The organism is Flavobacterium limi, assembly GCF_010645075.1.
Lineage (GTDB): Bacteria > Bacteroidota > Bacteroidia > Flavobacteriales > Flavobacteriaceae > Flavobacterium > Flavobacterium limi.
On sequence record NZ_JAADZV010000004.1, the window covers coordinates 70,807 to 93,656 of the forward strand.

Annotated in this window: 22 protein-coding genes; 7 read left to right on the top strand and 15 right to left on the bottom strand. The window is 34.0% G+C overall.

From position 1 onward, the window contains the following. Positions 1-69 precede the first annotated feature (69 nt). The 10 genes from GXM16_RS09740 to GXM16_RS09785 form a co-directional block, all read right to left on the bottom strand. Entirely contained in the window at positions 70-522 is a 453-nt protein-coding gene (locus GXM16_RS09740) for a T9SS type A sorting domain-containing protein (protein ID WP_163394187.1), read from the bottom strand. A 5-nt stretch (positions 523-527) separates the two neighbouring features. Beyond that, positions 528-1,592 (bottom strand): hypothetical protein, encoded by a 1,065-nt coding sequence (locus GXM16_RS09745; RefSeq protein ID WP_163394188.1) that lies wholly within the window; start codon positions 1,590-1,592, stop codon positions 528-530. 11 nt (positions 1,593-1,603) lie between these two features. Further along, on the bottom strand, positions 1,604-2,860 hold the full coding sequence (locus tag GXM16_RS09750) for a hypothetical protein (RefSeq protein ID WP_163394189.1): 1,257 nt from the start codon (positions 2,858-2,860) through the stop codon (positions 1,604-1,606). A 216-nt stretch (positions 2,861-3,076) separates the two neighbouring features. Continuing rightward, on the bottom strand, positions 3,077-3,556 hold the full coding sequence (locus GXM16_RS09755; protein WP_163394190.1) for a hypothetical protein: 480 nt from the start codon (positions 3,554-3,556) through the stop codon (positions 3,077-3,079). A gap of 118 nt (positions 3,557-3,674) precedes the next feature. Continuing rightward, positions 3,675-4,934 (bottom strand): cysteate-C-fatty acyltransferase, encoded by a 1,260-nt coding sequence (capB, locus tag GXM16_RS09760; protein ID WP_163394191.1) that lies wholly within the window; start codon positions 4,932-4,934, stop codon positions 3,675-3,677. Between the two features lie 200 nt (positions 4,935-5,134). Continuing rightward, a complete protein-coding gene (locus GXM16_RS09765; RefSeq protein ID WP_163394192.1) occupies positions 5,135-6,346 on the bottom strand; it encodes a hypothetical protein in 1,212 nt (403 codons plus the stop codon). 187 nt (positions 6,347-6,533) lie between these two features. Continuing rightward, positions 6,534-7,265 carry an iron-sulfur cluster repair di-iron protein gene (gene ric, locus GXM16_RS09770; RefSeq protein WP_163394193.1) on the bottom strand — a complete coding sequence of 244 codons (732 nt, stop codon included), beginning with the start codon at positions 7,263-7,265 and terminating at the stop codon, positions 6,534-6,536. A gap of 16 nt (positions 7,266-7,281) precedes the next feature. Then, positions 7,282-9,516: a nitric-oxide reductase large subunit gene (locus tag GXM16_RS09775; protein ID WP_163394194.1), complete on the bottom strand. Its 2,235-nt coding sequence runs from the start codon at positions 9,514-9,516 to the stop codon at positions 7,282-7,284. A 91-nt stretch (positions 9,517-9,607) separates the two neighbouring features. Continuing rightward, positions 9,608-10,129, bottom strand: a complete 522-nt coding sequence (gene azu, locus GXM16_RS09780) for an azurin (protein ID WP_163394195.1) — start codon at positions 10,127-10,129, stop codon at positions 9,608-9,610. A gap of 21 nt (positions 10,130-10,150) precedes the next feature. Beyond that, on the bottom strand, positions 10,151-10,600 hold the full coding sequence (locus GXM16_RS09785) for an RrF2 family transcriptional regulator (protein ID WP_163394196.1): 450 nt from the start codon (positions 10,598-10,600) through the stop codon (positions 10,151-10,153). Positions 10,601-10,803: 203 nt separating this feature from the next. Between GXM16_RS09785 and GXM16_RS09790 the strand changes: the two genes are divergently transcribed. Then, positions 10,804-11,586 carry an NYN domain-containing protein gene (locus GXM16_RS09790; RefSeq protein ID WP_163394197.1) on the top strand — a complete coding sequence of 261 codons (783 nt, stop codon included), beginning with the start codon at positions 10,804-10,806 and terminating at the stop codon, positions 11,584-11,586. Between the two features lie 34 nt (positions 11,587-11,620). Then, positions 11,621-13,135 (top strand): FMN-binding glutamate synthase family protein, encoded by a 1,515-nt coding sequence (locus tag GXM16_RS09795; RefSeq protein WP_163394198.1) that lies wholly within the window; start codon positions 11,621-11,623, stop codon positions 13,133-13,135. A 67-nt stretch (positions 13,136-13,202) separates the two neighbouring features. On the opposite strand, the gene GXM16_RS09800 is transcribed toward GXM16_RS09795, so the two are convergent. From GXM16_RS09800 to GXM16_RS09810, 3 genes are all read right to left on the bottom strand, one after another. Further along, complete coding sequence (locus tag GXM16_RS09800) at positions 13,203-13,637, bottom strand: hypothetical protein (protein WP_163394199.1); 435 nt, start codon at positions 13,635-13,637, stop codon at positions 13,203-13,205. Positions 13,638-13,867: 230 nt separating this feature from the next. Beyond that, the gene (locus tag GXM16_RS09805; protein ID WP_163394200.1) at positions 13,868-14,269 is read right to left on the bottom strand and encodes a hypothetical protein; all 402 of its coding nucleotides are present in this window, start codon (positions 14,267-14,269) and stop codon (positions 13,868-13,870) included. A gap of 21 nt (positions 14,270-14,290) precedes the next feature. After that, the gene (locus GXM16_RS09810) at positions 14,291-14,740 is read right to left on the bottom strand and encodes a NanQ anomerase/TabA/YiaL family protein (protein ID WP_163394201.1); all 450 of its coding nucleotides are present in this window, start codon (positions 14,738-14,740) and stop codon (positions 14,291-14,293) included. 267 nt (positions 14,741-15,007) lie between these two features. On the opposite strand from GXM16_RS09810, the gene GXM16_RS09815 reads away from it, so the two are divergent. The 4 genes from GXM16_RS09815 to GXM16_RS09830 all read left to right on the top strand — a co-directional run bounded on the left by GXM16_RS09815 (position 15,008) and on the right by GXM16_RS09830 (position 18,880). Next, positions 15,008-15,265: a ribosomal maturation YjgA family protein gene (locus GXM16_RS09815; RefSeq protein WP_229684333.1), complete on the top strand. Its 258-nt coding sequence runs from the start codon at positions 15,008-15,010 to the stop codon at positions 15,263-15,265. Further along, a complete protein-coding gene (locus tag GXM16_RS09820; RefSeq protein WP_163394203.1) occupies positions 15,262-15,840 on the top strand; it encodes a non-canonical purine NTP diphosphatase in 579 nt (192 codons plus the stop codon). The genes GXM16_RS09815 and GXM16_RS09820 overlap by 4 nt, the downstream gene beginning before the upstream one ends. 194 nt (positions 15,841-16,034) lie before the next feature. Further along, positions 16,035-17,933 carry a DEAD/DEAH box helicase gene (locus tag GXM16_RS09825; RefSeq protein WP_163394204.1) on the top strand — a complete coding sequence of 633 codons (1,899 nt, stop codon included), beginning with the start codon at positions 16,035-16,037 and terminating at the stop codon, positions 17,931-17,933. 173 nt (positions 17,934-18,106) lie between these two features. After that, entirely contained in the window at positions 18,107-18,880 is a 774-nt protein-coding gene (locus GXM16_RS09830) for a carboxypeptidase-like regulatory domain-containing protein (protein WP_163394205.1), read from the top strand. Between the two features lie 154 nt (positions 18,881-19,034). On the opposite strand, the gene GXM16_RS09835 is transcribed toward GXM16_RS09830, so the two are convergent. Continuing rightward, a complete protein-coding gene (locus GXM16_RS09835) occupies positions 19,035-20,495 on the bottom strand; it encodes an aminoacyl-histidine dipeptidase (protein ID WP_163394206.1) in 1,461 nt (486 codons plus the stop codon). Between the two features lie 109 nt (positions 20,496-20,604). Between GXM16_RS09835 and GXM16_RS09840 the strand changes: the two genes are divergently transcribed. After that, positions 20,605-21,666: a DUF3810 domain-containing protein gene (locus GXM16_RS09840; RefSeq protein ID WP_163394207.1), complete on the top strand. Its 1,062-nt coding sequence runs from the start codon at positions 20,605-20,607 to the stop codon at positions 21,664-21,666. Here GXM16_RS09840 and GXM16_RS09845 read toward each other — a convergent pair. Beyond that, entirely contained in the window at positions 21,663-22,844 is a 1,182-nt protein-coding gene (locus tag GXM16_RS09845) for a hypothetical protein (protein ID WP_163394208.1), read from the bottom strand. The genes GXM16_RS09840 and GXM16_RS09845 overlap by 4 nt on opposite strands. Between the last annotated feature and the right edge of the window lie 6 nt (positions 22,845-22,850).

The window sequence follows — 22,850 nt, forward strand, 5'->3', positions numbered from 1 at the left end:
TAAATTGAACTTTTAGAATAATTTATACTCTTTTCAGAAGATTATAAATCTAAAAATTTCAACTAAAATTTATTGCTTGATAATTTTAAATGATTTTGGGGCACCTGATTTGTAGTTAAGCAGAACAATATACACTCCTGAAGGGTATGACTGAAACAAAATGTTCTGGGTATTTGTATTTTTAATTCCCTCAAACGTTTTTAAGACCTGCCCTGTAAGTGAAAAAAGCTGGATCGAGGTGACATAATTCTCATCAGTGAGTTCCCATTTCAGGTACAGTTCTTCTTTTACCGGATTAGGATAATACGAAATCATGTCCTCTCCGGGAATATTTTCCAGATCATCCTCTACAATAGCCTCTATTTCTTTGGCTTGTTTACCTGTTTCCGGCAGGCAGTTGACACACAATGTCCTGCTGATTTGATTCCCGGCGTTATCATAACTAAACTTAATCTTCGTTTGGTTTTGGGCTTTAGACAATAATGAAAATCCCAATACTAATATTGTAAAATAATATTTCATTCAATTTATTTTTTTAATTCCTTTTCAATTGCTGCTAATCTTTCTGCAAGTAATTTATATTGCTCGTTTTCAGCTCTTAGACGTTCTATTTCTTCTTGTTGAGATTGTGTTTTTTTATTTTGCTCAATAGCATACAATGTCAGTTCTTCCACTTTTTGAAGCAGGATATTAGACATTTCTCCTACCAAAATTCCATTTTCCTGCATTTCTTTTGCTGATGGAACATTTGGTAAATGATTATTTTTTCTGGTAAAATCTTCAATTTCAGCAAGAGTTGGCATTCTGTAATCTGATTTTAATTCGGATTTACCGGTGTAGTATTTCTGGAAAACATAATCAGCCGGAACAGTTTGTGTTACTTTTACTTCAGTAGAATGAATAGTCCCATTTACCGTGAGCTTTTCGTCAGGATTTGCAGTTCCGATACCTACATTGCCGTTAAATGTAACATTTGAAGAGCCACGAGGTATCTGAAAAGCAATATAGTCTAAATCAGCATTTCGTGTTCCAATAGTTAACAAATCATTTAAACCATATTTAAAAAATGCGCCGTAAGAGCTACTGCCTCCTTCACGAATTCTTAATGCATTATCAGTTGCCCAATCAAGATTATCAATATAAATATCTCCAACAACATCTAATTTTGCCTTTGGATCTGTTGTGCCAATACCGATATTGCCATTTAAAATATAGCTATTTGTATTTCCATTAATTTTCAAGTTTCCATTCGATTCTACATCATTTTTAGAATCAAGTAAGGTGATCCACTCACTCCATGTATTTTGATTGTAAAATGCTTCGCGATATTTAATTTTTGAATTATCCCAGCCACCAAAATACAATTGACTGGTTTGATGGTGTACGAGTCCATAAATTTCTAAAACCGAGCCATAAGAAGTCGGACCACCATTTCCGTAATTATCCAATAATCTAATAGACATAGGATTAATATTGGTACGAGGCGGAAGTAAAGGATCAAAGTTTTGATGATTAAAATTTAACTCATTTACCTGTGAAAAGCAAAAAAAATGAAAGATTAATGTAAATAATAGCGTAGTTGTTTTTTTCATAAAAATTTTGTTTAGTTTTTAAGTCGGCTCTCAATTTCTGTTAGTCTCACAGATAACTCTTTAAAGTTGTCATTTTCTTTTTTCAAACGTTCAAGTTCTTTTTGCTGCTCTATGATATAAAGTGTCAGTTCTTCCACTTTTTGAAGGAGTATATTAGACATCTCTGCTACCAAAATCCCATTTTCCTGCATTTCTTTTGCCGATGGAACATTAGGTAAATGATTATTTTTTCGGGTAAAATCTTCAATTTCAGCAAGAGTTGGCATTCTGTAATCTGATTTCAATTCGGATTTTCCAGTGTAGTATTTCTGGAAAACATAGTCAGGTGCAATACTGGTATCTACAATTACTTCTTTAGAATGGATGGTACCATTTACTGTAAGCTTTTGATCGGGAGTTGTCGTGCCAATACCAACGTTACCATTAAAAAGTATTTTCATTCTATTAGTCGCATTTGTAAAAAAATCAACTCCATAATAACCAGCCATATAAGTATTAATTCCTCCTGCATCAAATGATTTAGAATAAGAGTAAAAGCCAAAACCATAATGATTTAAATATTTTCCATCATAATTAAATCTGTGATTAGGAATTGGCGATATCCCTTCTTCTGAAGTTTCAGTAGTACCAGCGGTTACAGGCAGAGTTATTCCTCCATTGATTTGTAGTTTTGAACTTGGCTGTTGTGTTCCAATACCTACATTACCACCATCTAATATAGTAAATTTAGGACCTTCATTAAAACCGCTTCCATAATTCCAGAATTGTAAACTGTTACCATATCCGCCCGTCATATTATAGAATGCCCATTCAGTTGCACCATTAACAGAACTTTTGGAAGGATTTACTAATGATAACTTTCCACCTTCTGGTGAAGATGTTGAGACGAAAAGTTGCCCATTAACAGACTGATTACCGTTAAAAGTATTCGTCCCACGTGTAGCTATTTCATGCCAGTCAGGATTATTAGAACCTAGTACACGGGCAAATTTTCTAAAAAATAATCTGTCATTTTCAGCATAACCACTTGCTATTTGTAATTGACTGTTATTGTCGGGATTTGCATGCCTCAAATTTATAAGATGGTTCCAATCGTGAGAATTTGGATCAACTTTACCATTGGGATTTAATCCTTGATAAAACCCTGATGGCAATTCTATGTTAAAATTGCTAAGAGAAGAAGCATAGCCACTGCCTATCTGCTGTGAGAAAGAAACTGTATTAATTAAAAGAAAAGAAAGAGTAAGAAGTATTTTATTGAATCTCATAACTGCTTTTTTTGCATGAATTATTGGGCAAAAATAAATGAAAAACTTACTATTTTGCAAGATTACTTTTGCGGTTTTACAAAAAAACATTTATTATAGTATATTCTTAATATTTTTGTCAACTTGCTTAAATTGAGTTGGCAAAACTATTAAAACAGCAAAGCGTCCGAAAATTTTCGGACGCTTTGCTGTTATGTTTAGTAATAAATTGTTTCTTTATTCCGTACAATCAACTTTTAGAAGTGTATTTTTCGCATCAAATTTTAATGTCTTTTTATTCTTAAAAACTACCTTGTCGTTTGCCTGTACAGTTTCACCATATCCTTCAATAAAAGTCCCGTCTTTTTGCAGAAAAACCACTTCCCTTACAGAAGTTGTGCCTTCAGATGCAAAAGTATAATCTGCAATTAAGGTATCCCCTTTCATATTTCCTATAAGTGTTCCTTCGTTTTTATCCTTTCCTACCAGGTTGTAACTTAGTTTTCCGTTTACTTCCTGATGAGAATTTACATTAAAACTCATTTTAACAACACTTCCTTGTGCATTCCATGTATAACACTGATCTCCGGCAGGTTCTACAATTTCTGCTTCTTTAGGAGCGCTTGGCGTTATTTGCGGAGGAGGCAGGGTTGTTTCTTTTTTACAGGAAGCCAAAACCCCTAACATGATAATCATTATCGCTGATACTTTTTTCATAATTTTTTATTTTACTGTTAAACTTACTCCTAAAATTAATCGAAATAAAAAAAAATCCACTCGTATTACGAATGGATTCTTTTATATAATTCCCATACAGGAATTTATGTAATTTTATTTAGGAAACGTCAACTGTAGTGCGCTCAGCAATTTCTTTATAAGTACCGTTTACTAATTTCTCACGAATCGCTTCGAAAGCGGCGAGAGTTTCATTAATATCTTCTAAAGTATGTGAGGCCGTTGGAATCAATCGAAGTAAAATCATTCCTTTTGGAATAACCGGATACACTACAATAGAAAGGAAGATACCATAATTCTCTCTCAAATCATTCACCATCACCATAGCTTCAGGAATACTTCCTTCCAAATAAACCGGCGTAATACAAGTATTGGTGTCTCCAATATTGAAACCTTTTTCTTTAAGACCACTTTGCAATGCATTTACATTTACCCAAAGTTTATCTTTAATTTCAGATGAATTACGCAATAACTCTAAACGCTTCAATGAACCAATTGTCTGAATCATTGGCAGTGCTTTTGCAAACATTTGAGAACGCAGGTTGTATTTTAAATAATCAATTACATCTTTATCAGCAGCTACAAAAGCACCAATATTTGCCATTGATTTTGCAAAAGTAGAGAAGTAAACATCAATACCATCCTGAACTCCCTGTTCCTCACCTGCTCCGGCTCCTGTTTTTCCAAGAGTTCCAAAACCATGTGCATCATCAACCAAAAGGCGGAAATTGTATTTTTCTTTCATTGCTACAATCTCTTTCAGTTTTCCCTGCTGGCCTCGCATTCCAAAAACACCTTCAGTAATAAAAAGAATTCCTCCTCCTGTTTCTGCAGCTATTTTAGTCGCACGCTTCAGGTTTTTCTCCATACTATCAATGTCGTTATGCTTGTAAGTAAATCGCTTACCACTATGCAGACGTACACCGTCAATAATACAGGCATGACCGTCAACATCATAAACAATCACATCATTTCTTGTCACCAAAGCATCAATAATAGAAACCATTCCCTGGTATCCAAAATTCAATAAATAAGCCGATTCTTTCATTACAAAAGCAGCCAGTTCATTTTCTAATTGTTCATGGTAAGTCGTGTGTCCTGACATCATACGTGCCCCCATTGGAGCAGCTGCTCCGAAAGTAGCCGCCGCATCAGCATCTGCCTTACGAACTTCAGGGTGATTGGCAAGACCTAAATAATCATTCAGACTCCAGTTCAAAATATCTTTTCCCTGAAATTTCATTCTTGGTCCTAAATCCCCTTCTAATTTTGGGAATACAAAATATCCTTCTGCCTGTGAAGCCCATTTTCCTAATGGTCCTTTATTGTTCTGGATTCTTTCGAATAAATCTTTTACCATAATATAATAGTGTCGTAATAATTTTAATTTAATCAGCGAGCAAAAATAATCATTATTATTCTAAAATTCAGAGAGTCATTTATTTTTATTGAAAAATACTCAGGAAAATCCATTTAACAAGACTAACCCTGAAATAATTCATAAAAAAGGAATATACAATTACAATAATAAACACTACCGCTCCCAAATACAGCTCCAAATCACAATTGTTTTTTATTTAAAATGGATACCATAATTAAAGCCAGCCCAAGAACCAGAAGAATACTAAACATCAAAATACTTTGGTAATAACCTGAAATTGTTCCTCCTTCAAAAAAGAATAACCAGCCCTGAAGAAACAACAAAACTTCTGTTGCAATATATCCTGAAATAAAGCATTTCATTCCTGTTTTTAATATTGAACAACCAGCAGAAAGCATTTTATTGTGAAGCAGAATTCCAAACAAAAATCCGGTTATGATTCCTAATGTCGTCAAATGAATAAATCCAATTACAAAATTCCTGATCTGATGTGAAACTTCAGCCAGATTAGGAAAAATAGTCAATAACTGAATTCCGACTTTAAGAAATAAAGACCACAGGGCTAAAGCATAAACTATTTTTGTGGTTTTATCTAAAGTGTTTTTAAAATGATGAATTTGAGGTCTCAGCATTTTATAAAAATAAATAAAAGCTCCCAGCTGAATTAAAACTCCTAAGCCGTTGATATAACTCAAAATGTTATTTTCTATGAACCATCGAACAGGAAAACAAGCTGTCAATACAATAGAAATAATCATCAAAAAGTAAAACTTATTAAATTGTACCTCATCAATTTTATTCTGAAATTGTTTTAAAAACAAAGCTAAAATTGCCAAAATAAACCATCCATTAAACTGAAAATGAAGAAAAAACTGAATCGCAATCTGATAAAAAGCACTTTGTTTTCCTAGTGTACTTACAGCCGGTCCAAGACACCAAACCCCTAAAGTCGACAAAGCCATAAATAATACTGAAGCCAATAAAAGTCTTTGCGACGGAGATTTATCTCTTAAACTGTCTTTCCATACCAAACGGCAAAAAACATAACTCAGTAAAATATGCAGTGTCGAAAAAACAATCGAAAACAAAGCATATCCCTGAATAGGAAAAGCAATCATCATTCCGATTACTGAAAATTCAGTCAGCCAGAATAAACGGTTGTAAATAGGTTTCTGGCTTTTTTCTTTTGGAATAAAAAAATGAACCACCAAAACATAAACAATCATATAAATCCAGCCCAGCATAGCAACATGCGAATGCGCATGAAGCAGAAAACTATAGTTTAGAAAATCTAAAGGAAAAATATACATAAATCTCATCAATAATCCGAAAACGCAGGCAATCAGAAAATTAAAAAAACAGCAGAGTATCCAGACTTTTTGTGAATTCATAATATTAAGTTTTATAACCATACTAAGTTCATATTAAAAATTATAAGTTTGGCTTAAATGAACTTATATTTCTTATATGGTTTAAATAGTTATTCGTTAAAATTAAGTTTTCCTGATATAAAAAAACACCGATAATTATCATGTTTCGATATTTTATCGGTGCTTTTCGAACTATTAAAATTAACCTTTATTCTACTTCAACAAATTCTTTTTCTAAAATCAAAGCTTTTGGAAATAAAATATTGTTTTCCAAATGAATGTGTTTGTGCAAATCTTCTTCGAATTCCTTCAGCATTGCAAAAGTAACTTTGTAAGTCGTACAGGCATCTGCCGGCGGAGTATAATGATCTGTTAAAGCTGCAATTTCCCTAAAACGCTCTCCTTCATTATCGTGCTCATCCATCATCATCGCAATCGGATTTAAAACGGTTCCAAAAGATGGCTGAGATAAGATCCCGTCAGATTCTTTGGTTTTGACCATTCGTTTTATAAAAGGGAACAAAACCAATTCTTCTTTTTTCATGTGCTGAGATAATTCACCCGCACAGCCAGTAAACAATTCATTAATTCTAAATAATTCGGGATGATGTGCCCCGTGAACTTTGCATAATTTATCTAAAAACGGAAGCAGTACATTTGTCTTTTCTTCGACATAACGATGATGGGTTTTCTCAATATAATCTGCCAGTAAGTCTAAAGGCCATGAATTAAAATCGATACTTTCGCTGCTTCCTGATTTTAAAACTTCATAAACGTTTTCCAATAAAGTATCAGCATCAATATTTTGTTTTTCGCAGACTTCAGTTACTGTTCGGTTTCCTTTACAGCAAAAATCAATTTTATATTTTGAAAAAACTGCGGCTGTTCTAAAATCCTCAGCTACAAATGATCCTATTGTTTTGTTTTTTAAATTTTCCATGATAATTAATTTTATATTATTTTTTGTTTTTTAATGTCAGTTCAAAGACAAACCAGGCCATTGTAATAAATCCGATTCCGAAAATTGAATCTCCAATAGCACGGAGCCATTTCAAAGTAATCATTGCGGGTTGCTGCATCAATTCTGATGAACGGGCGTACCACATTCCGTGATTAATACTTTCAATTGCCTGCCAGACACCAATTGGAAGCATACTCAGAATTGCCATCAGGAATAAACCGATATTTAAAGACCAGAAAGTAATGCTTAGAAGTCTGGTGTTCCAGCGTACATTTCGGTACAAACTCCTTAATACAAATAAGACCAAACCAATTCCCAACATTCCGTAAACTCCAAATAAAGCAGTATGTCCGTGTAAAGGCGTTGTATTTAATCCTTGCACATAATAAAGCGCAATTGGCGGATTAATAATGAATCCGAAGATTCCGGCTCCTAGGAAATTCCAAAATGCTACAGAAATCATAAAGTAAATCGGCCATTTGTAATCGGCAATCCATGGTGTTGCTTTTGAGATTTTATAGTTTTGATAAGCTTCAAACCCGATTAAAGTTAAAGGCACAACTTCTAATGCGCTGAATGTTGCTCCTAAAGCCATAATTGCTGTTGGTGTTCCGGAGAAATACAAGTGGTGGAATGTTCCTAAAATACCTCCGGACATAAAAATAATGGTAGCAAAAAGCACATTTAAAGTCGCTGTTTTGGTTTTTAATAATCCCAAACGAACAAATAAGAACGCAATTACAACTGTTGCAAACACTTCGAAGAAACCTTCAACCCAAAGGTGAACGACCCACCATCTCCAGTATTCGGCGATTGCTAAATTGGTTTGTCTTCCCCACATTAATCCCGCTCCGTAGAACATCGCAATTGCGGTACAGGAAACTAAGAACAATATGATTAAGTTTTTCTCTTCTGTTTTTTGTTTTAAAACCGGAATTAAAGGACGAATCATCAGTGCTAACCATAAAAACAATCCTACTAAAAGGAAAATCTGCCAGAAACGGCCTAAATCAACATATTCGTAACCCTGGTGCCCAAACCAGAAGTTTTGAACTAAATTCAGTTTTTGCATTACCCCAAACCATTGTCCGGCCATCGAACCTAAAACAATGATCAACAAAGCAATGAACAAGAAATTGATTCCAAAACACTGAAATTTAGGATCTTTACCGGAAACCGCCGGAGCAATATACAAACCAGTTGCCAGCCATGCCGTTGCAATCCAGAAAATTGCCAGTTGTGTATGCCAGGTTCTTGTTACAGCATATGGTAAAATCTGATCAATGGGAATTCCGTACAAACCATTTCCTTCAACACCATAATGTGCTGTGATAATTCCAAAAACCATTTGCAAAACCATAAGCAGACTCACAATCCAGAAATATTTGGTAACTAATCCCATCGATTTTGTTTTGCCTTGCTTAATAAGCGGGTCTTCTTTGGGAAGCGGAAATTCTTCTTCTTCACCTGATTTTGCGTGATAGAAAACCAGTATTCCCACACTTAAAATCAGTAAAATGATACTTACTCCGGACCAGGCCAAAAGTTCTGTTGTGGCTGTATTTCCAACCAATTCATCAGAAGGCCAGTTATGTGTGTATGAGATATTTCCATCAGGGCGATTGGTAACAGTTGCCCAGGTAGCCCAGAAGAAAAAGGCATTCATTTTATGCATTCTCTCTACATCTGTAATAGAGTTTTTAGGAATCGCATAGTCGCCTCTTAGTTTATCAAATTTCGGGTCATTTGTAAAAAGACCTTTATAGTATTCGCTTAAGCTTTCAATTGCTGCCAAACGGTTTTCGGAAATCGTAAGAATTCCGGTATCTGCATTGTAACGATTGGTTCTCAAATCTTTCTGAAGACGAATCTTTAAAGCCGATTGTTTCTCAGAATCTAATTCCTCATACTTTTTATTGAAATCTTTCTGAGCATAAATATCTAATATAAAAACGGCTTCTCTATGCAGCCAGTCTGCGGTCCAGTCAGGAGCCACATAGGCCCCATGTCCCCAGACAGACCCTACTTCCTGACCACCTATACTCTGCCAGATATTTTGTCCGTCTTTAATTTCGCTTTCACTGAAAACAACTTTTCCGGAATCCGTTACAATCTCTTTTGGAACGGGCGGCGCCTGCTGATAAATCTCGTAACCGTAATAACCCAGCACGGCAAAAGATATACTCATTACCAATGCAAAAACCAGCCATAATTTTTTTTCTCTTTTCATCTTTTTTGTATTCAATAAAAGACTTTTTTATCTTTTATTAGTTTTTAAAAAAACTCCAAAATCTATTTAAAGTATCCGGAGTCTTTGTTATTTACTCAACAAGTAATACGCCTTTCATCATGGCTACGTGACCTGGGAAAGAGCAGATAAATGGATAAGATCCTTTTTTATCAATTGTAAATTCTATTGTATCTTCTTCACCGCCTCCTAATAATTTGGTATGAGCAATAATCGAAGCTTTTTCAGATTCCGGTATATAATCTGTTGCCTGGGCTTCATTAGCTTTTAAAGCAAAGGCTGACTGATCTGTTCCTTCCTGAAGAACCACCAGATTGTGCCCCATCGATTCTTTCGGAATTTTACCAACATGTTTTAGAGTCAGCTTAATTGGTTTTCCGGCAACAGCTTTCAATTCATTTGTGTTAAACTGCATCTGGTCGTTTCCTTCGATAATCAAAACATTTTCTTCAGTTACTGCAGGCTGTACTCCCTCTGCTGATGTTTCCGTTACTTCTGTTGATTCTTCTGCCGGAACAGTTTCTTTTTTTCCACAAGAAGTTATTGTTAAAAATCCCATTAGAATCAATAGTGAAAGTTTGGTTTTAGTATTCATTATTAAAATATTTATTAAATGTTAATCGTTAATATTCAGTGTTTTTAAAAAGAAATCACCGGATTTTACACCTGAAGCCAGCTGTTCTAAAGTGGTTTTGGCAAGCATTTCTAAAAGGAGCCCTCTTATTTTTTTAAATTCATGGTGTACCGGACACGGATGATCTTCAGAACATTCTTTTAATCCAATTCCACATCCTCTGTAAATTTTATCGCCGTCAATGGCATCTACAATCTGAATCAGCTTGATGGATTTTACAGCTTCATCAGAAACTTCAAAACCGCCTCCTACTCCTTTTGCCGAATGAATGATTCCGTTTTTAGTGAGAATCTGCATAATTTTCGCTGTAAAAGGTTCCGGAGAATCAATTTCTTTCGCAACATCTTTAATTCCAACCCTAATCCCTTTAGAAGAATTGGTCGCAATAAAAATAGAAGCCCTGATTCCGTATTCACATGCTTTTGAAAACATACTTTGATGATTTAATTTCTATACAAAGGTAACGAGGTTTTTAATAAAAGACAAATTTATCTTTAATTAATTTTTAATCAAGCAAAATTTATTTATAACCAAAATAATTATTGCTCCTGCCGGCACTTATTCAGCTTTAAATTCTAATAAAAACCAATTTTAATTTTAACTTTGAATGTAATTAATGTTATAATATCTAAACAATGGCTCTGAGCAACTCAAAAGATTTAAAACTGGCTGTTCTTATAGACGCTGACAACGTTCCTTACAGCAATGTAAAAGGGATGATGGAAGAAATCGCAAAACTTGGAACTCCAACTACAAAAAGAATCTATGCCGACTGGACCAAACCAAATTCTAACGGATGGAAAGGAGTATTGCTGGAACATGCCATTACCCCTATCCAGCAATATAGCTACACGGTTGGAAAAAACTCTTCAGATTCAGCTCTCATCATTGATGCGATGGATTTACTGTATTCGGGAAAATTAGACGGATTTTGTATTGTTTCAAGCGACAGTGATTTTACACGTCTTGCAGTACGGCTTCGTGAATCGGGCATGAAAGTAATTGGCATTGGAGAAAAGAAAACGCCGAATTCCTTTATCGTTGCCTGTGACCGCTTTATCTATATTGAAGTCTTAGATGGCGCAATTCAGAAGAAAAAACCAAAACCAGCCACAACAGCTGATTCAAAAAAACCTGTTGAAAAACCAGCAGCAAAAGCATTACATAAAATAGACCCATCAACCATTGATTTAATAGAAGCCACAATCGAAGATATTGAAGATGATGATGGCTGGGCTTTTTTAGGTGATGTCGGAAACCTGATTGTGAAGAAAAAACCTGAATTCGACCCTCGAAATTACGGTTTTTCCAAACTTACCCCTATGCTAAAATCATTAACCGATATTCTCGAAATAGACGAAAGAGACTCAGACAAAAAAGGCATTAAGCATGTGTATGTCAGGCTAAGATTCAACTAAAATTACATTTATTACCTATTCTAATTCAAAAAACATGAGAAAAAAATTCTTCATTTACGGATTCTTATTGTTTATAATTGTTGCCGCAATTTATTATTATACCGGACGAGGTTATTTACTCGTTTTTATTATTCCTGTTTTATTGATTATTGGAGCTTATAATGCTTCGCAAAAGAAACATGCTATTTTACGAAACTTCCCCGTTTTAGGTTATTTCAGATATTTATTCGAAATGATTGCGCCTGAAATCCAGCAGTATTTTATTGAAAGATCAACAGACGGAAAACCATTCTCCAGAAATCAGCGTTCCTTGGTCTATCAAAGAGCCAAAAACATCGATTCCAATACCCCTTTTGGAACACAACAGAATTTAAATACGGATAACTACGAAGGAATTAAACATTCGATATTCCCAGCAAAAGTCAACGAAGAACTGCCTCGTGTATGGGTTGGCGGAAAAGACTGCAAACAGCCTTATTCTGCTTCTTTATTTAACGTTTCGGCTATGAGCTTTGGTTCGCTGAGCGAAAATGCAGTCCGTGCCATAAACATTGGTGCCAGAAAAGGTAATTTCTACCAAAATACAGGAGAAGGAGGTTTAACGGATTATCATTTAGAAGGAGGCGGTGATATTACCTGGCAGATTGGAACCGGATATTTTGGATGTCGTGATGCTGAGGGGAATTTCAGTCCTGAAAAATTCTCAGAAAAAGCTAATCTTCCAAATGTAAAAATGATTGAAATAAAACTTTCGCAAGGTGCAAAACCTGGACATGGCGGTGTACTTCCCGCTGCCAAAAACACCGTGCAGATTGCAAAGATCAGAGGTGTAGAACCACATACAACGATTCTTTCTCCTCCAGGTCATCATGCTTTTTCTGATGCGAAAGGATTAATTCATTTTATTAAGCAATTACGTGATTTATCAAACGGAAAGCCTATCGGATTTAAATTATGTATCGGAAACACAGCTGAGTTTGAAGCCATCTGTCACGAAATGATTGCAGAAGATATTTATCCGGACTTTATTACCGTTGACGGCGCCGAAGGAGGAACCGGAGCTGCCCCACTTGAATTTGCAGACGGTGTCGGAATGCCTTTTGAACCGGCTTTAATCTTTGTGAACCAAACTTTGACAGGATTAAATATCCGTGATAAAATACGTATAATAGGAAGCGGAAAAATCATATCCGGGTATTCAATTCTTCACGCTGTCGCTTTAGGGGCAGATATGTGTAACAGTGCAAGGGGTTTTATGTTTTCACTGGGATGTATTCAGGCATTACGCTGTCATAATAATGAATGTCCTACTGGTGTTGCTACTCAAAACAAAATGCTCATGAAAGGTCTGGTGGTTACCGATAAATCAGAACGAGTATACCATTTTCATAAAAATACACTGCATGCCGCAAACGAACTTTTGGCGGCAGCCGGAAAGACTTCTTTCGCAGATGTTGACATTAATATCTTCATGAGGGGAGATGAATTTACCAATCTCTCAGAATTATATTTCCCGGATAACTTAAAAAATGTTACCGGGCGGAGTTAAATACAAAAGCCTCTTTGTTAGTTCAAAGAGGCTTCGTTTTATCTGTCTGTCGTACAAAATGCTTAAATCAAAGTTTTGCAGTCACCTTCTTATCCGAAGAACTACCTGATGTTAAAGCAGCCAGTTCTTCCTGTCCAATCAATTTTTGTGCAATTATGGAATTGTTATAAGCTAGAAAGTAAACATCAAACTTAACACCTTCTCCAATTAATTCTTTAGAGATCTGATTATTCTCAATCATTCCTTTCAGCAAATCAGGAAATGACTCGCTATAAGTCTGTTTATTTTCATCTGTTTCCTCAAGATTAGTTTCAATTCTAATCTCAATTTTGTTATCTTCTAAAAATGCTTTTGCAGCTGTACTGGTAATATTATTACCTTTTATAGAACTTGTAGTATTGTAGGTTGTTACATGTTCCTGAATTTTTTGTTTTGTGTTTTTACAGCTTACGAGCATCAATACAACTGCAAAAGCAAATGCGATTTGAGTAATTTTAATCATAATTTTTTAGGTTTTTAGGTTAATTTTGTTAGATTCAACTCAAACATAATAAAATATTAACACAAAAACAATATTTATTAAAATTTAACAAAACACAAAATTACAAACAACAAATTATATAAGAATAAGATTAACAAACCTTTACATCGAAGGAAAATAAAAAAGCCTCAATAATAAAAATTAAAGAGACTCTTTCAAAACTTTAAAATTCTTTTATAAAAAACAGTGCTTTACAGAAATTTACTTAATACTTCTTTATTGATAACCTCATGAACAAAAACTGTATTGTCATCAGCTAAAAAATAAACATGAAATATGACACCTTCTTCAATTAACTCTTTAGGAATTTGATTTTTCTTAAACATTTCTTTCAGCAAAAGCGGAAAACTTGCTTCCGACATTTTCTTATTTGATTCATTCTGTTCTAAATCTGTTTCAAATCGTAATTCAATTTTATTATCATTGATATAACCTCTTGCCGTAGTAAGTGTTACTACATCGCTCTTAAAATTTGGAGCTTCAGCATTATAACTTACTACATATTCCTGCAACTTTTGCTTTGTATTTTTACAGCTTACCATCAACATTACTACCAAAAAAGCAAATATTAATAAGGATATTCTTTTGATCATGACTTTGATTTTTAAGCAATTCTAAATTTCAACTTTTATTACAATTTTGTTTAACACTCCATCAGTTATCATTGGTGCATGAACGTCCTCTGGAAAAAGAATTACAAATTGATTTTCTTTTAGCTGAAAAAACATATCCGGTGCATCACTAAAAAAACGCACATCTTTGTCTTCATTATAACCTCCGTTTGGCGTTTTACAATTTGCTCTTGGTTTCCATGCAAAAGTTTCCGTTTCACTGATACAAAACTGAATATCAATATTTTTATCATGACATTCAAAAGTTGTCAGGCTTTCTTCTATTGTTTTTCCCTTACCCTGAAATCCAAAAAATTTAACTCCTTCAGTTTCATACTTAAAATCGGCTGAAAGATTTTGCAGGTCATTTTCACGCAAATAATCAAAAGCCTTTTTAAACGATGGATGCAAAACTTCATATTTTGCGGCATTTTCTAATGAATCTATAATCATAATTCTATTGTAAATTGAGTTGATTTTTTATTGTAAAAATAGGATTTAATTTATTCCAATCTATAAAATTATCTGATTTAGTAAATCAATTACAACTTCTTCGTAACTTTGTTTATGCCAAATTTTCTTTAAAACAAGCAAACATTTCCTTTGAAAAATCCCCGAATCCATTATATCATATCCCTGATTATTGTAGTTTTTCTTGGAATTATTTCACGAAAAATTAATTTTATTCCTCTTTGTTTCGGAGATTTTCTTTACGCGGTTATGATTTATATTTTGATAAGAATCTTTCTTTTTAAACATAGACCGTTTCAAGTCGCAATTATTTCTTTACTTATCTGTTACAGCATTGAAATATTACAGCTTTATCAGGCAGACTGGATTATTACCCTTCGAGAAACACTTTTTGGAAGATATGTTCTTGGTCAGGGATTTTTATGGACAGATCTTGTTGCATATACATTCGGAGTTGCTTTCTCCTTTATTATTGAAAAAAATTATTTTAAAAAATCACACCTATGAAACTCGTTTTCGCATCCAACAACAAAAATAAAATCAAAGAAATCCAAAGCATTTTAAACGGATCTATACAAATATTAAGTTTAGAAGAAATTGGCTGCCATGAAGAAATTCCTGAAACCGCAGATACTATTGAAGGAAATGCTGTTTTAAAAGCTAATTATGTTACCAAAAAATACGGTTATGATTGCTTTGCAGATGATACCGGTCTGGAAGTTACTGCCTTAAACGGAGAACCGGGCGTCTATTCGGCGAGGTATGCAGGAGAACACAAAGATTCTAATGACAATATGAATAAGCTTTTGGAGGCCTTAAAAGATGAGTCAGACAGAAGCGCACAGTTCAAGACTGTTATTGCATTAAATTTAAATGGCTCCCAACATTTGTTTACAGGAATTGTCAAAGGAAATATTACTTTCGACAAAACAGGAAACCATGGATTTGGATACGACCCGGTTTTTCAGCCTGAAAATTATACGGAAACATTTGCTGAATTAGCATCAGAAATAAAGAATAAAATCAGTCATCGCGCAAAAGCTACCGGACAACTAATTGATTTTCTGAATTCCATCAAATAATTGTTTAAAATACAACATTTTAAGAAGCAAAATTGATATTATCAGACGTAAAATTATTCATTTATTCATGAAAGTGATTTCACAACAACCATAACTTTTTGATTATCAAATCATAACAAATACATAATTCTTAAAAATGGATTAGTTTATCTGAAATATTAACAGTAATTTTGCACCCTATTTTAAAAATACATATGAACAAATTTGAACAATTAGGATTGAATGAATCGTTACTGAAGGCGATTTTAGATCTAGGATTTGAGAATCCGTCAGAAGTACAGGAGAAAGCGATTCCCCTATTATTGGAAAAAGATACAGATATGGTTGCGTTGGCTCAGACAGGGACAGGGAAAACGGCAGCTTTTGGTTTTCCGCTAATTCAAAAAATTGATGCTGACAACAGAAATACACAGGCATTAGTTTTATCGCCAACAAGGGAGCTTTGTTTACAGATTACTAACGAACTTAAAAACTACTCAAAGTACGAAAAAGGTATTAATGTGGTAGCAGTTTACGGAGGGGCTAGTATTACAGAGCAAGCCAGAGAAATTAAAAGAGGAGCTCAGATTATTGTAGCTACTCCTGGAAGAATGCAGGACATGATCAACAGAGGCTTAGTAAACATTAAGAGTATAGATTACTGTGTTCTTGATGAGGCTGACGAAATGCTGAACATGGGATTTTATGAGGACATAGTATCTATTTTATCAGATACTCCGGACGAAAAAAGTACATGGCTGTTCTCTGCAACTATGCCGCAAGAGGTTGCCAGAATTGCAAAACAATTCATGAGCGAACCATTAGAAATCACAGTAGGTACTAAAAACTCAGGATCAGCAACGGTTTCTCACGAATTTTACTTAGTTAATGCACGTGATCGTTACGAAGCATTAAAAAGATTAGCTGATGCAAATCCGGACATTTTCTCAGTAGTTTTCTGCCGTACAAAAAGAGACACTCAGGCAATTGCCGAAAAATTAATTGAAGATGGATATAGTGCTGCTGCGTTACACGGAGATTTATCTCAGGCACAGCGTGATGGTGTAATGAAATCTTTCCGTGGAAGACAAATCCAGATGCTTGTTGCTACTGACGTTGCTGCACGTGGAATTGATGTTGATAACGTAACGCACGTTGTAAACTACCAGTTACCGGATGAAATTGAAACGTACAACCACCGTTCAGGACGTACCGGTAGAGCCGGAAAATTAGGAACTTCTATTGTTATTGTTACAAAAAGTGAGTTACGTAAAATTTCTTCTATCGAAAGAATCATCAAACAAAAATTCGAAGAAAAATCAATTCCATCCGGAATCGAAATCTGCGAAATTCAGTTATTACACCTAGCTAATAAGATTAAAGATACTGAAGTTGATCATGAAATTGACAACTATTTACCGGCAATCAACAATGTTCTTGAAGATTTATCTAAAGAAGAACTGATTAAGAAAATGGTTTCAGTAGAATTCAACCGTTTCATTACTTACTACAAAAAGAACAGGGATATTTCTGTTCAGTCTTCTAACGAAAGACGTGAAAGAGGTGATTCTGAACCAAGAGAATTCAATAATAACGGAGCTGTTCGTTATTTTGTAAACATTGGTTCGAGAGACAATTTTGACTGGATGACTCTTAAAGATTACCTGAAAGAAACATTAGAATTAGGTCGCGATGATGTTTTCAAGGTAGATGTAAAAGAAGGTTTCTCTTTCTTCAACACAGACCCTGAGCATACTGATAAAGTTATGGATATATTAAACAACGTTCAGTTAGAAGGACGTCGTATTAATGTTGAAATTTCTAAAAATGACGGTGGAGGAAGACGAGATCACAACAACCGTGGAGGAAGACGAGATTCAGGAAGAAGAGATGGAAACTTTGCTCCAAGACGTGAAGGTTCAGGTGGTGGATTCAGAAGCGACAGAAGCTCAGCTCCAAGACGCGAAGGTTCTGGAGGAGGTTTTAGAAGCGAAAGAAATTCTGCGCCAAGAGAAGGAGGTTTCAGAAGAAGCGAAGGAAGTTCAGACAGGGCTCCAAGACGTTCAGAAAGTTTTGGTGATTCGCCAAGACCAAGAAGACCAAGAAGAGATTAATTATTTAATTATCTTAAAATACAAATCCCAAATTCCATATATAATTGGAATTTGGGATTTTTTCTTATATCTAAGAATCCCACCACCGTCTTTGTTAATTTTCTGATAATAATATTCAGATACTACGAAATATTTAATCCCGATTTACTACTTTTAGTGCTTTAAATCAGTATATGAAATATTTCACAGTTTTCTTTTTTACACTATTGTCGGCGATTGGTTTGTCACAGGAAACGACATCTACGATACCTCAAAGGGTTTCCGGTTACATATATAATGACAATAGTAAAGAGCCTATTCCCAATGTAAATGTCATTAACACTAACAAAGTACGTGGTGCTATGTCTGATGCGAAAGGGTATTTTGAAATAGATGTTCAGGTTAATGACACCCTTCATTTTTCTATATTAGGTTTTCAATCTCTAAGAATCAGAGTAACAAATGACTGGGTAAAAAATAAAGTTACAAGAATTCAGCTTACAGAAAAAGCAATTGCCCTTGAAGAAGTTGTTATTGCTCCATTTCATTTAACCGGTTATCTTGAAGTGGATTCGAAATTAATCCCAACCAAAGAAAACTACCGTTACAGTATTTCAGGACTTACACAAGGCTACGAAGCAGGTGAATATTCTCCAAATGCTTTCGGAAAAGTTTTGGGTTCTATTTTTAACCCGGCCGACATGCTCTATAATTTCTTTGGAAAGAACGGAAGAGAGCTTAAGAAACTCAAAGAAATGAGGAAAGATGATACTGTCCGAAATCTTTTGGAATCAAAATACGATCGTGAAACAGTAGCTGTTCTTTTAGGGATAAGCAAAGATGAAATTCCTCAAATTTTAGAGCGTTGCAGCTATTCAGAAGCTTTTATTCAGGAAGCAAATGATTTACAGATTATGGATGCCATCAGTGCCTGTTATGAGCAATATAAGGTATTAAAACGAAATTAAAAATCCTCAGGTTATTAGTTATTAGTCCTTAGTTATTAGTCGACTCTGGCTTACAAACCTCATTTGCTTTAGTTGTTAATTAAAAACGCAAATACTACAATTTCATACACAATTTACTAATCACTAAGGACTAAAAAACTCAGGACTAATTTATTTATTTAACCGGTATATTCGAAAGAATTTCCAAAACAAATTTCCAATATTTCTGAGCTGAAGAAATACTTGCTCTTTCATCAGGAGAATGTGCTCCGTGAATTGTCGGTCCAAAAGAAATCATATCCATATCAGGATAATTTGTTCCTAAAATTCCACACTCCAAGCCTGCGTGACAAGCAACCACTTTAGGTTTTTCACCATTTTGTTTTTCGTAAATATCTTTTAAAACTTCTAATATTTCAGAATTCACGTTTGGTGTCCATCCCGGATAAGAACCTGAAAGTTCTACTTCACAGCCCACTAATTCAAAAGCAGAACGCAATGAATTTGCCAGATCAAATTTGGATGATTCAACAGAAGAACGGGTCAGACATCCCACTAAAATTTCACCATCTTTTACAACAACACGGGCAATATTATTTGAAGTTTCTACTAAATCAGCCATGTCTGCGCTCATTCTGTAAACTCCGTTGTGAGCTGCATAAATTGCTCTTATAATCCCTTCCTGAACACCTAAATCCATTACTTTTTCAGGCAGATCCCCTTTTACAATTTCAATAGCCAGGTTTGGCTCAGTCGTTTTATATTCAGCCTTAATATCGTTGATGATTTCCTGCATATCGAAAATGTAAGCTTCATCAAACATTTCAGAAATAATCACTTTCGCTACACTTTCCCTCGGAATTGCATTTCGTAAACTTCCTCCGTTAATTTCTGCAATCTGCAATCCAAAATTTTCAAAAGCATCAAACAACAAACGGTTCATAATTTTATTGGCATTCCCTAATCCTTTATGAATATCCATTCCTGAATGTCCGCCATTTAATCCTTTTACTGTAATGGTGTACCCTACAGAACCTTCCGGAACTTCCTCATCGTGGTAAGATCTTGTTGCCGTTACATCGATTCCTCCGGCACATCCAATATCAATTTCATCGTCTTCTTCAGTATCCAGATTCAACAAAATCTGACCTTGCAAAATTCCTCCTTTTAAATTTAGAGCACCTGTCATTCCGGTTTCTTCATCAATTGTAAACAAAGCTTCAATTGCTGGATGCTGAATATCTTTGCTTTCCAGAATTGCCATAATTGTAGCTACCCCTAACCCATTGTCAGCTCCAAGTGTAGTTCCTCTCGCACGGACCCAATCGCCATCAACATACATATCGATTCCCTGAGTATCAAAATCAAAAACGGTATCGGCATTTTTTTGATGTACCATATCAAGATGCCCCTGCATTACGATTGGTTTGCGATTTTCCATTCCCGGAGTTGCCGGTTTTCTGATGATTACATTTCTGATTTCGTCTTCAAAAGTTTCTAAACCTAAGCTCTTGCCAAAGTTTTTCATAAACTCAATTACACGTTCTTCCTTTTTTGACGGACGCGGAACGGCATTTAAATCTGCAAATTTATTCCAAAGTGGTTTTGGTTCCAGATTTCTTATTTCCTGACTCATATATTTTGTTTGATGTTTAACAATTAAGAGCTCCAAAGTTACAAAGTTTAAATTCTTTTTCGATACTAATTAATATTGTATTTATATTTACGTATCCAAAATATACATCGTGAAATCAAAATACATTTTACCTTTATTTCTTCTTATTCAGATTATCTTTTTAAAAATCCTTCCTTTTTTCCCGGATTTTGTTGAAGGAGGTTACAGCAACAATTTATACATCAGAATTTCACATTTCTCCAGAACGCTTTTAGGAAAAATTCCGTTTTCTGTTGGCGACTGCATTTATGCGATTCTAATTATTTCTATAATTAGCTGGTTCTGGAAAATTAGGAAAAGATGGAAGGCTGACTGGAAAAATCATGTTCTTACAATTTTAGGCAAAATATCTATTTTTTACTTTTTCTTTCATTTTTTATGGGCTTTCAATTATTATCGTGAGCCGCTTTTTCAAAAGATGAATATTAAAAAAGAATATACAGATGCTGAACTTTTAGCTTTTACCAAAAGATTAATTTCTAAAACAAATGAAATTCAGTTTCAGATCACCAAAAATGATAGTGCAAAAGTCGTTTTCCCTTATTCTCAGAAAGAGGTTTTTCAGATGAATTTAAACGGTTATGACAATTTAGCCAAAGAACATCCTTATTTTAAATACAAAACCCTGAGTATAAAAAAATCATTATTCAGCGTTCCTCTCACCTATATGGGCTTTGGAGGATATCTTAATCCGTTTACTAACGAAGCACAGGTAAACGATTTATTGCCTATGTATAATTTTCCTGTGACAAGTGCGCATGAAATGGCTCACCAAATCGGTTTTGCAAGTGAAAGTGAATGTAATTTTATTGGTGTCCTTGCATCAGTTAAGAATGAAAATGTATATTACCAATACTCAGGTTATAGTTTTGCCCTGCGGTATTGTTTAGGAATCTGGCAGGTTAAAAACGAAAAAATTTTCAAACTATTAAAAAAACAAACTCATACAGGTATTTTAAAAAATTACAAAGAAAGCCATGATTTCTGGAGACAATACGACACTTTTATCGATAAAGGCTTTCATTTTCTCTATGATAATTTCTTAAAAACAAACAATCAAAAAGACGGAATGGAGGGTTATAGCAAATTTGTAGATTTGATGGTGAATTATTATAGGGAAAAAGATTTTTAACGGTAGTATATAATTTCTCTTTTACAAATTTCAGTAGATATCAAATTATTCCTGTCTTTACCCTCAACCTTTTGCATGCTTATCCAATTTCCATTTTTATCGTAAATATATTTTTTAATTATAACTTTTATAGTTGATCCTTCCTCTGTTACATATTGTTCTGAAATTATATTATGAAACTTATCATACTGAGTAATTTGCGTTTTGTACCTTTCACGTCCTAACATTCTATATTTACCGATTATTTCTTCATCTTTTGTTTTGTTTCCAAATTCATCATATTCATAAATGAAATGGTAACCCCAAAAAGGTAATTTATCAGTGTAAACATACATTCCTTTGCTTTCTACTTTATTCCCTTTGTTATCATAAATAAAATATTCATCTGTATTGTGTGGCGAAAAACTTGTCAATTGATATTTTTTAATAAGCTGATTATTAAAATTATACTCATAACCAAATAAAGGATTAGGATCACAATCTCCGCTGCCATAAACTACACAGTATCCTTCTTTGATCAAATTCCCATTTTCATCATATTGATAGTTACTGATTTTAATAGTTTTATTATTTCGAAAATTCGAAACTTTTTTCAATACTATTTTATCATTATCGTTATACTGATATTCTTCTGTTTCATATAAAAAATTAGATTTATTTTCTTGGGTCTTTTCGTTATAATTACTAAATCCTCCATATGAATAAGACGTCTGCTCAATTTTCCTGTTTTTAGAGTCGTATTTATAATAGTATTCTTTGACCAAAATATTACTCATATAATTCTTTAGATGAATTAGATTCGAGTTTCTGTCATATTGATAAATATCCCCATCAATCCCAAAATCCATTTTATTTAACTTTGAAATTAACCTCGCCTTTTTAAAAGTGTAATTAACCTCTTCTACTCTCAGTCTTTTATTAAATACATCCAAACCTAATCCGTAATATTTAATAGTTTCTGCGTCTCCTTTTTTACTAAAAAAATAAACAATAGAGTCGGCATAACTTTTATTTATCAAATTTTCGCTTTTAACTTTAAGTGTTTTTACTTTTCCGTTTAAAACAACATTTAATTTATCATTTTCTTCTGAATTAAAACTGGTTTTCTTACTCTGACCATAAAAAACAGAACAGAATCCAAAAAAAACTACAAAACTCTTCAAAATAATTTCCCTCATAAAATT

Bases quoted from the DNA above. Each gene is read 5' to 3' on its own strand.
- GXM16_RS09785 (WP_163394196.1), bottom strand. From the start codon at position 10,600: ATGTTTTCAAAAGCATGTGAATACGGAATCAGGGCTTCTATTTTTATT.
- GXM16_RS09745 (WP_163394188.1), bottom strand. From the start codon at position 1,592: ATGAAAAAAACAACTACGCTATTATTTACATTAATCTTTCATTTTTTT.
- GXM16_RS09740 (WP_163394187.1), bottom strand. From the start codon at position 522: ATGAAATATTATTTTACAATATTAGTATTGGGATTTTCATTATTGTCT.
- GXM16_RS09825 (WP_163394204.1), top strand. From the start codon at position 16,035: ATGAACAAATTTGAACAATTAGGATTGAATGAATCGTTACTGAAGGCG.
- ric (WP_163394193.1), bottom strand. From the start codon at position 7,265: ATGGAAAATTTAAAAAACAAAACAATAGGATCATTTGTAGCTGAGGAT.
- GXM16_RS09750 (WP_163394189.1), bottom strand. From the start codon at position 2,860: ATGAGATTCAATAAAATACTTCTTACTCTTTCTTTTCTTTTAATTAAT.
- GXM16_RS09800 (WP_163394199.1), bottom strand. From the start codon at position 13,637: ATGATTAAAATTACTCAAATCGCATTTGCTTTTGCAGTTGTATTGATG.
- GXM16_RS09795 (WP_163394198.1), top strand. From the start codon at position 11,621: ATGAGAAAAAAATTCTTCATTTACGGATTCTTATTGTTTATAATTGTT.
- GXM16_RS09830 (WP_163394205.1), top strand. From the start codon at position 18,107: ATGAAATATTTCACAGTTTTCTTTTTTACACTATTGTCGGCGATTGGT.
- GXM16_RS09820 (WP_163394203.1), top strand. From the start codon at position 15,262: ATGAAACTCGTTTTCGCATCCAACAACAAAAATAAAATCAAAGAAATC.
- GXM16_RS09775 (WP_163394194.1), bottom strand. From the start codon at position 9,516: ATGAAAAGAGAAAAAAAATTATGGCTGGTTTTTGCATTGGTAATGAGT.
- capB (WP_163394191.1), bottom strand. From the start codon at position 4,934: ATGGTAAAAGATTTATTCGAAAGAATCCAGAACAATAAAGGACCATTA.
- GXM16_RS09805 (WP_163394200.1), bottom strand. From the start codon at position 14,269: ATGATCAAAAGAATATCCTTATTAATATTTGCTTTTTTGGTAGTAATG.
- GXM16_RS09755 (WP_163394190.1), bottom strand. From the start codon at position 3,556: ATGAAAAAAGTATCAGCGATAATGATTATCATGTTAGGGGTTTTGGCT.
- GXM16_RS09835 (WP_163394206.1), bottom strand. From the start codon at position 20,495: ATGAGTCAGGAAATAAGAAATCTGGAACCAAAACCACTTTGGAATAAA.
- GXM16_RS09845 (WP_163394208.1), bottom strand. From the start codon at position 22,844: ATGAGGGAAATTATTTTGAAGAGTTTTGTAGTTTTTTTTGGATTCTGT.
- GXM16_RS09810 (WP_163394201.1), bottom strand. From the start codon at position 14,740: ATGATTATAGATTCATTAGAAAATGCCGCAAAATATGAAGTTTTGCAT.
- azu (WP_163394195.1), bottom strand. From the start codon at position 10,129: ATGAATACTAAAACCAAACTTTCACTATTGATTCTAATGGGATTTTTA.
- GXM16_RS09765 (WP_163394192.1), bottom strand. From the start codon at position 6,346: ATGAATTCACAAAAAGTCTGGATACTCTGCTGTTTTTTTAATTTTCTG.
- GXM16_RS09790 (WP_163394197.1), top strand. From the start codon at position 10,804: ATGGCTCTGAGCAACTCAAAAGATTTAAAACTGGCTGTTCTTATAGAC.
- GXM16_RS09815 (WP_229684333.1), top strand. From the start codon at position 15,008: ATGATTTATATTTTGATAAGAATCTTTCTTTTTAAACATAGACCGTTT.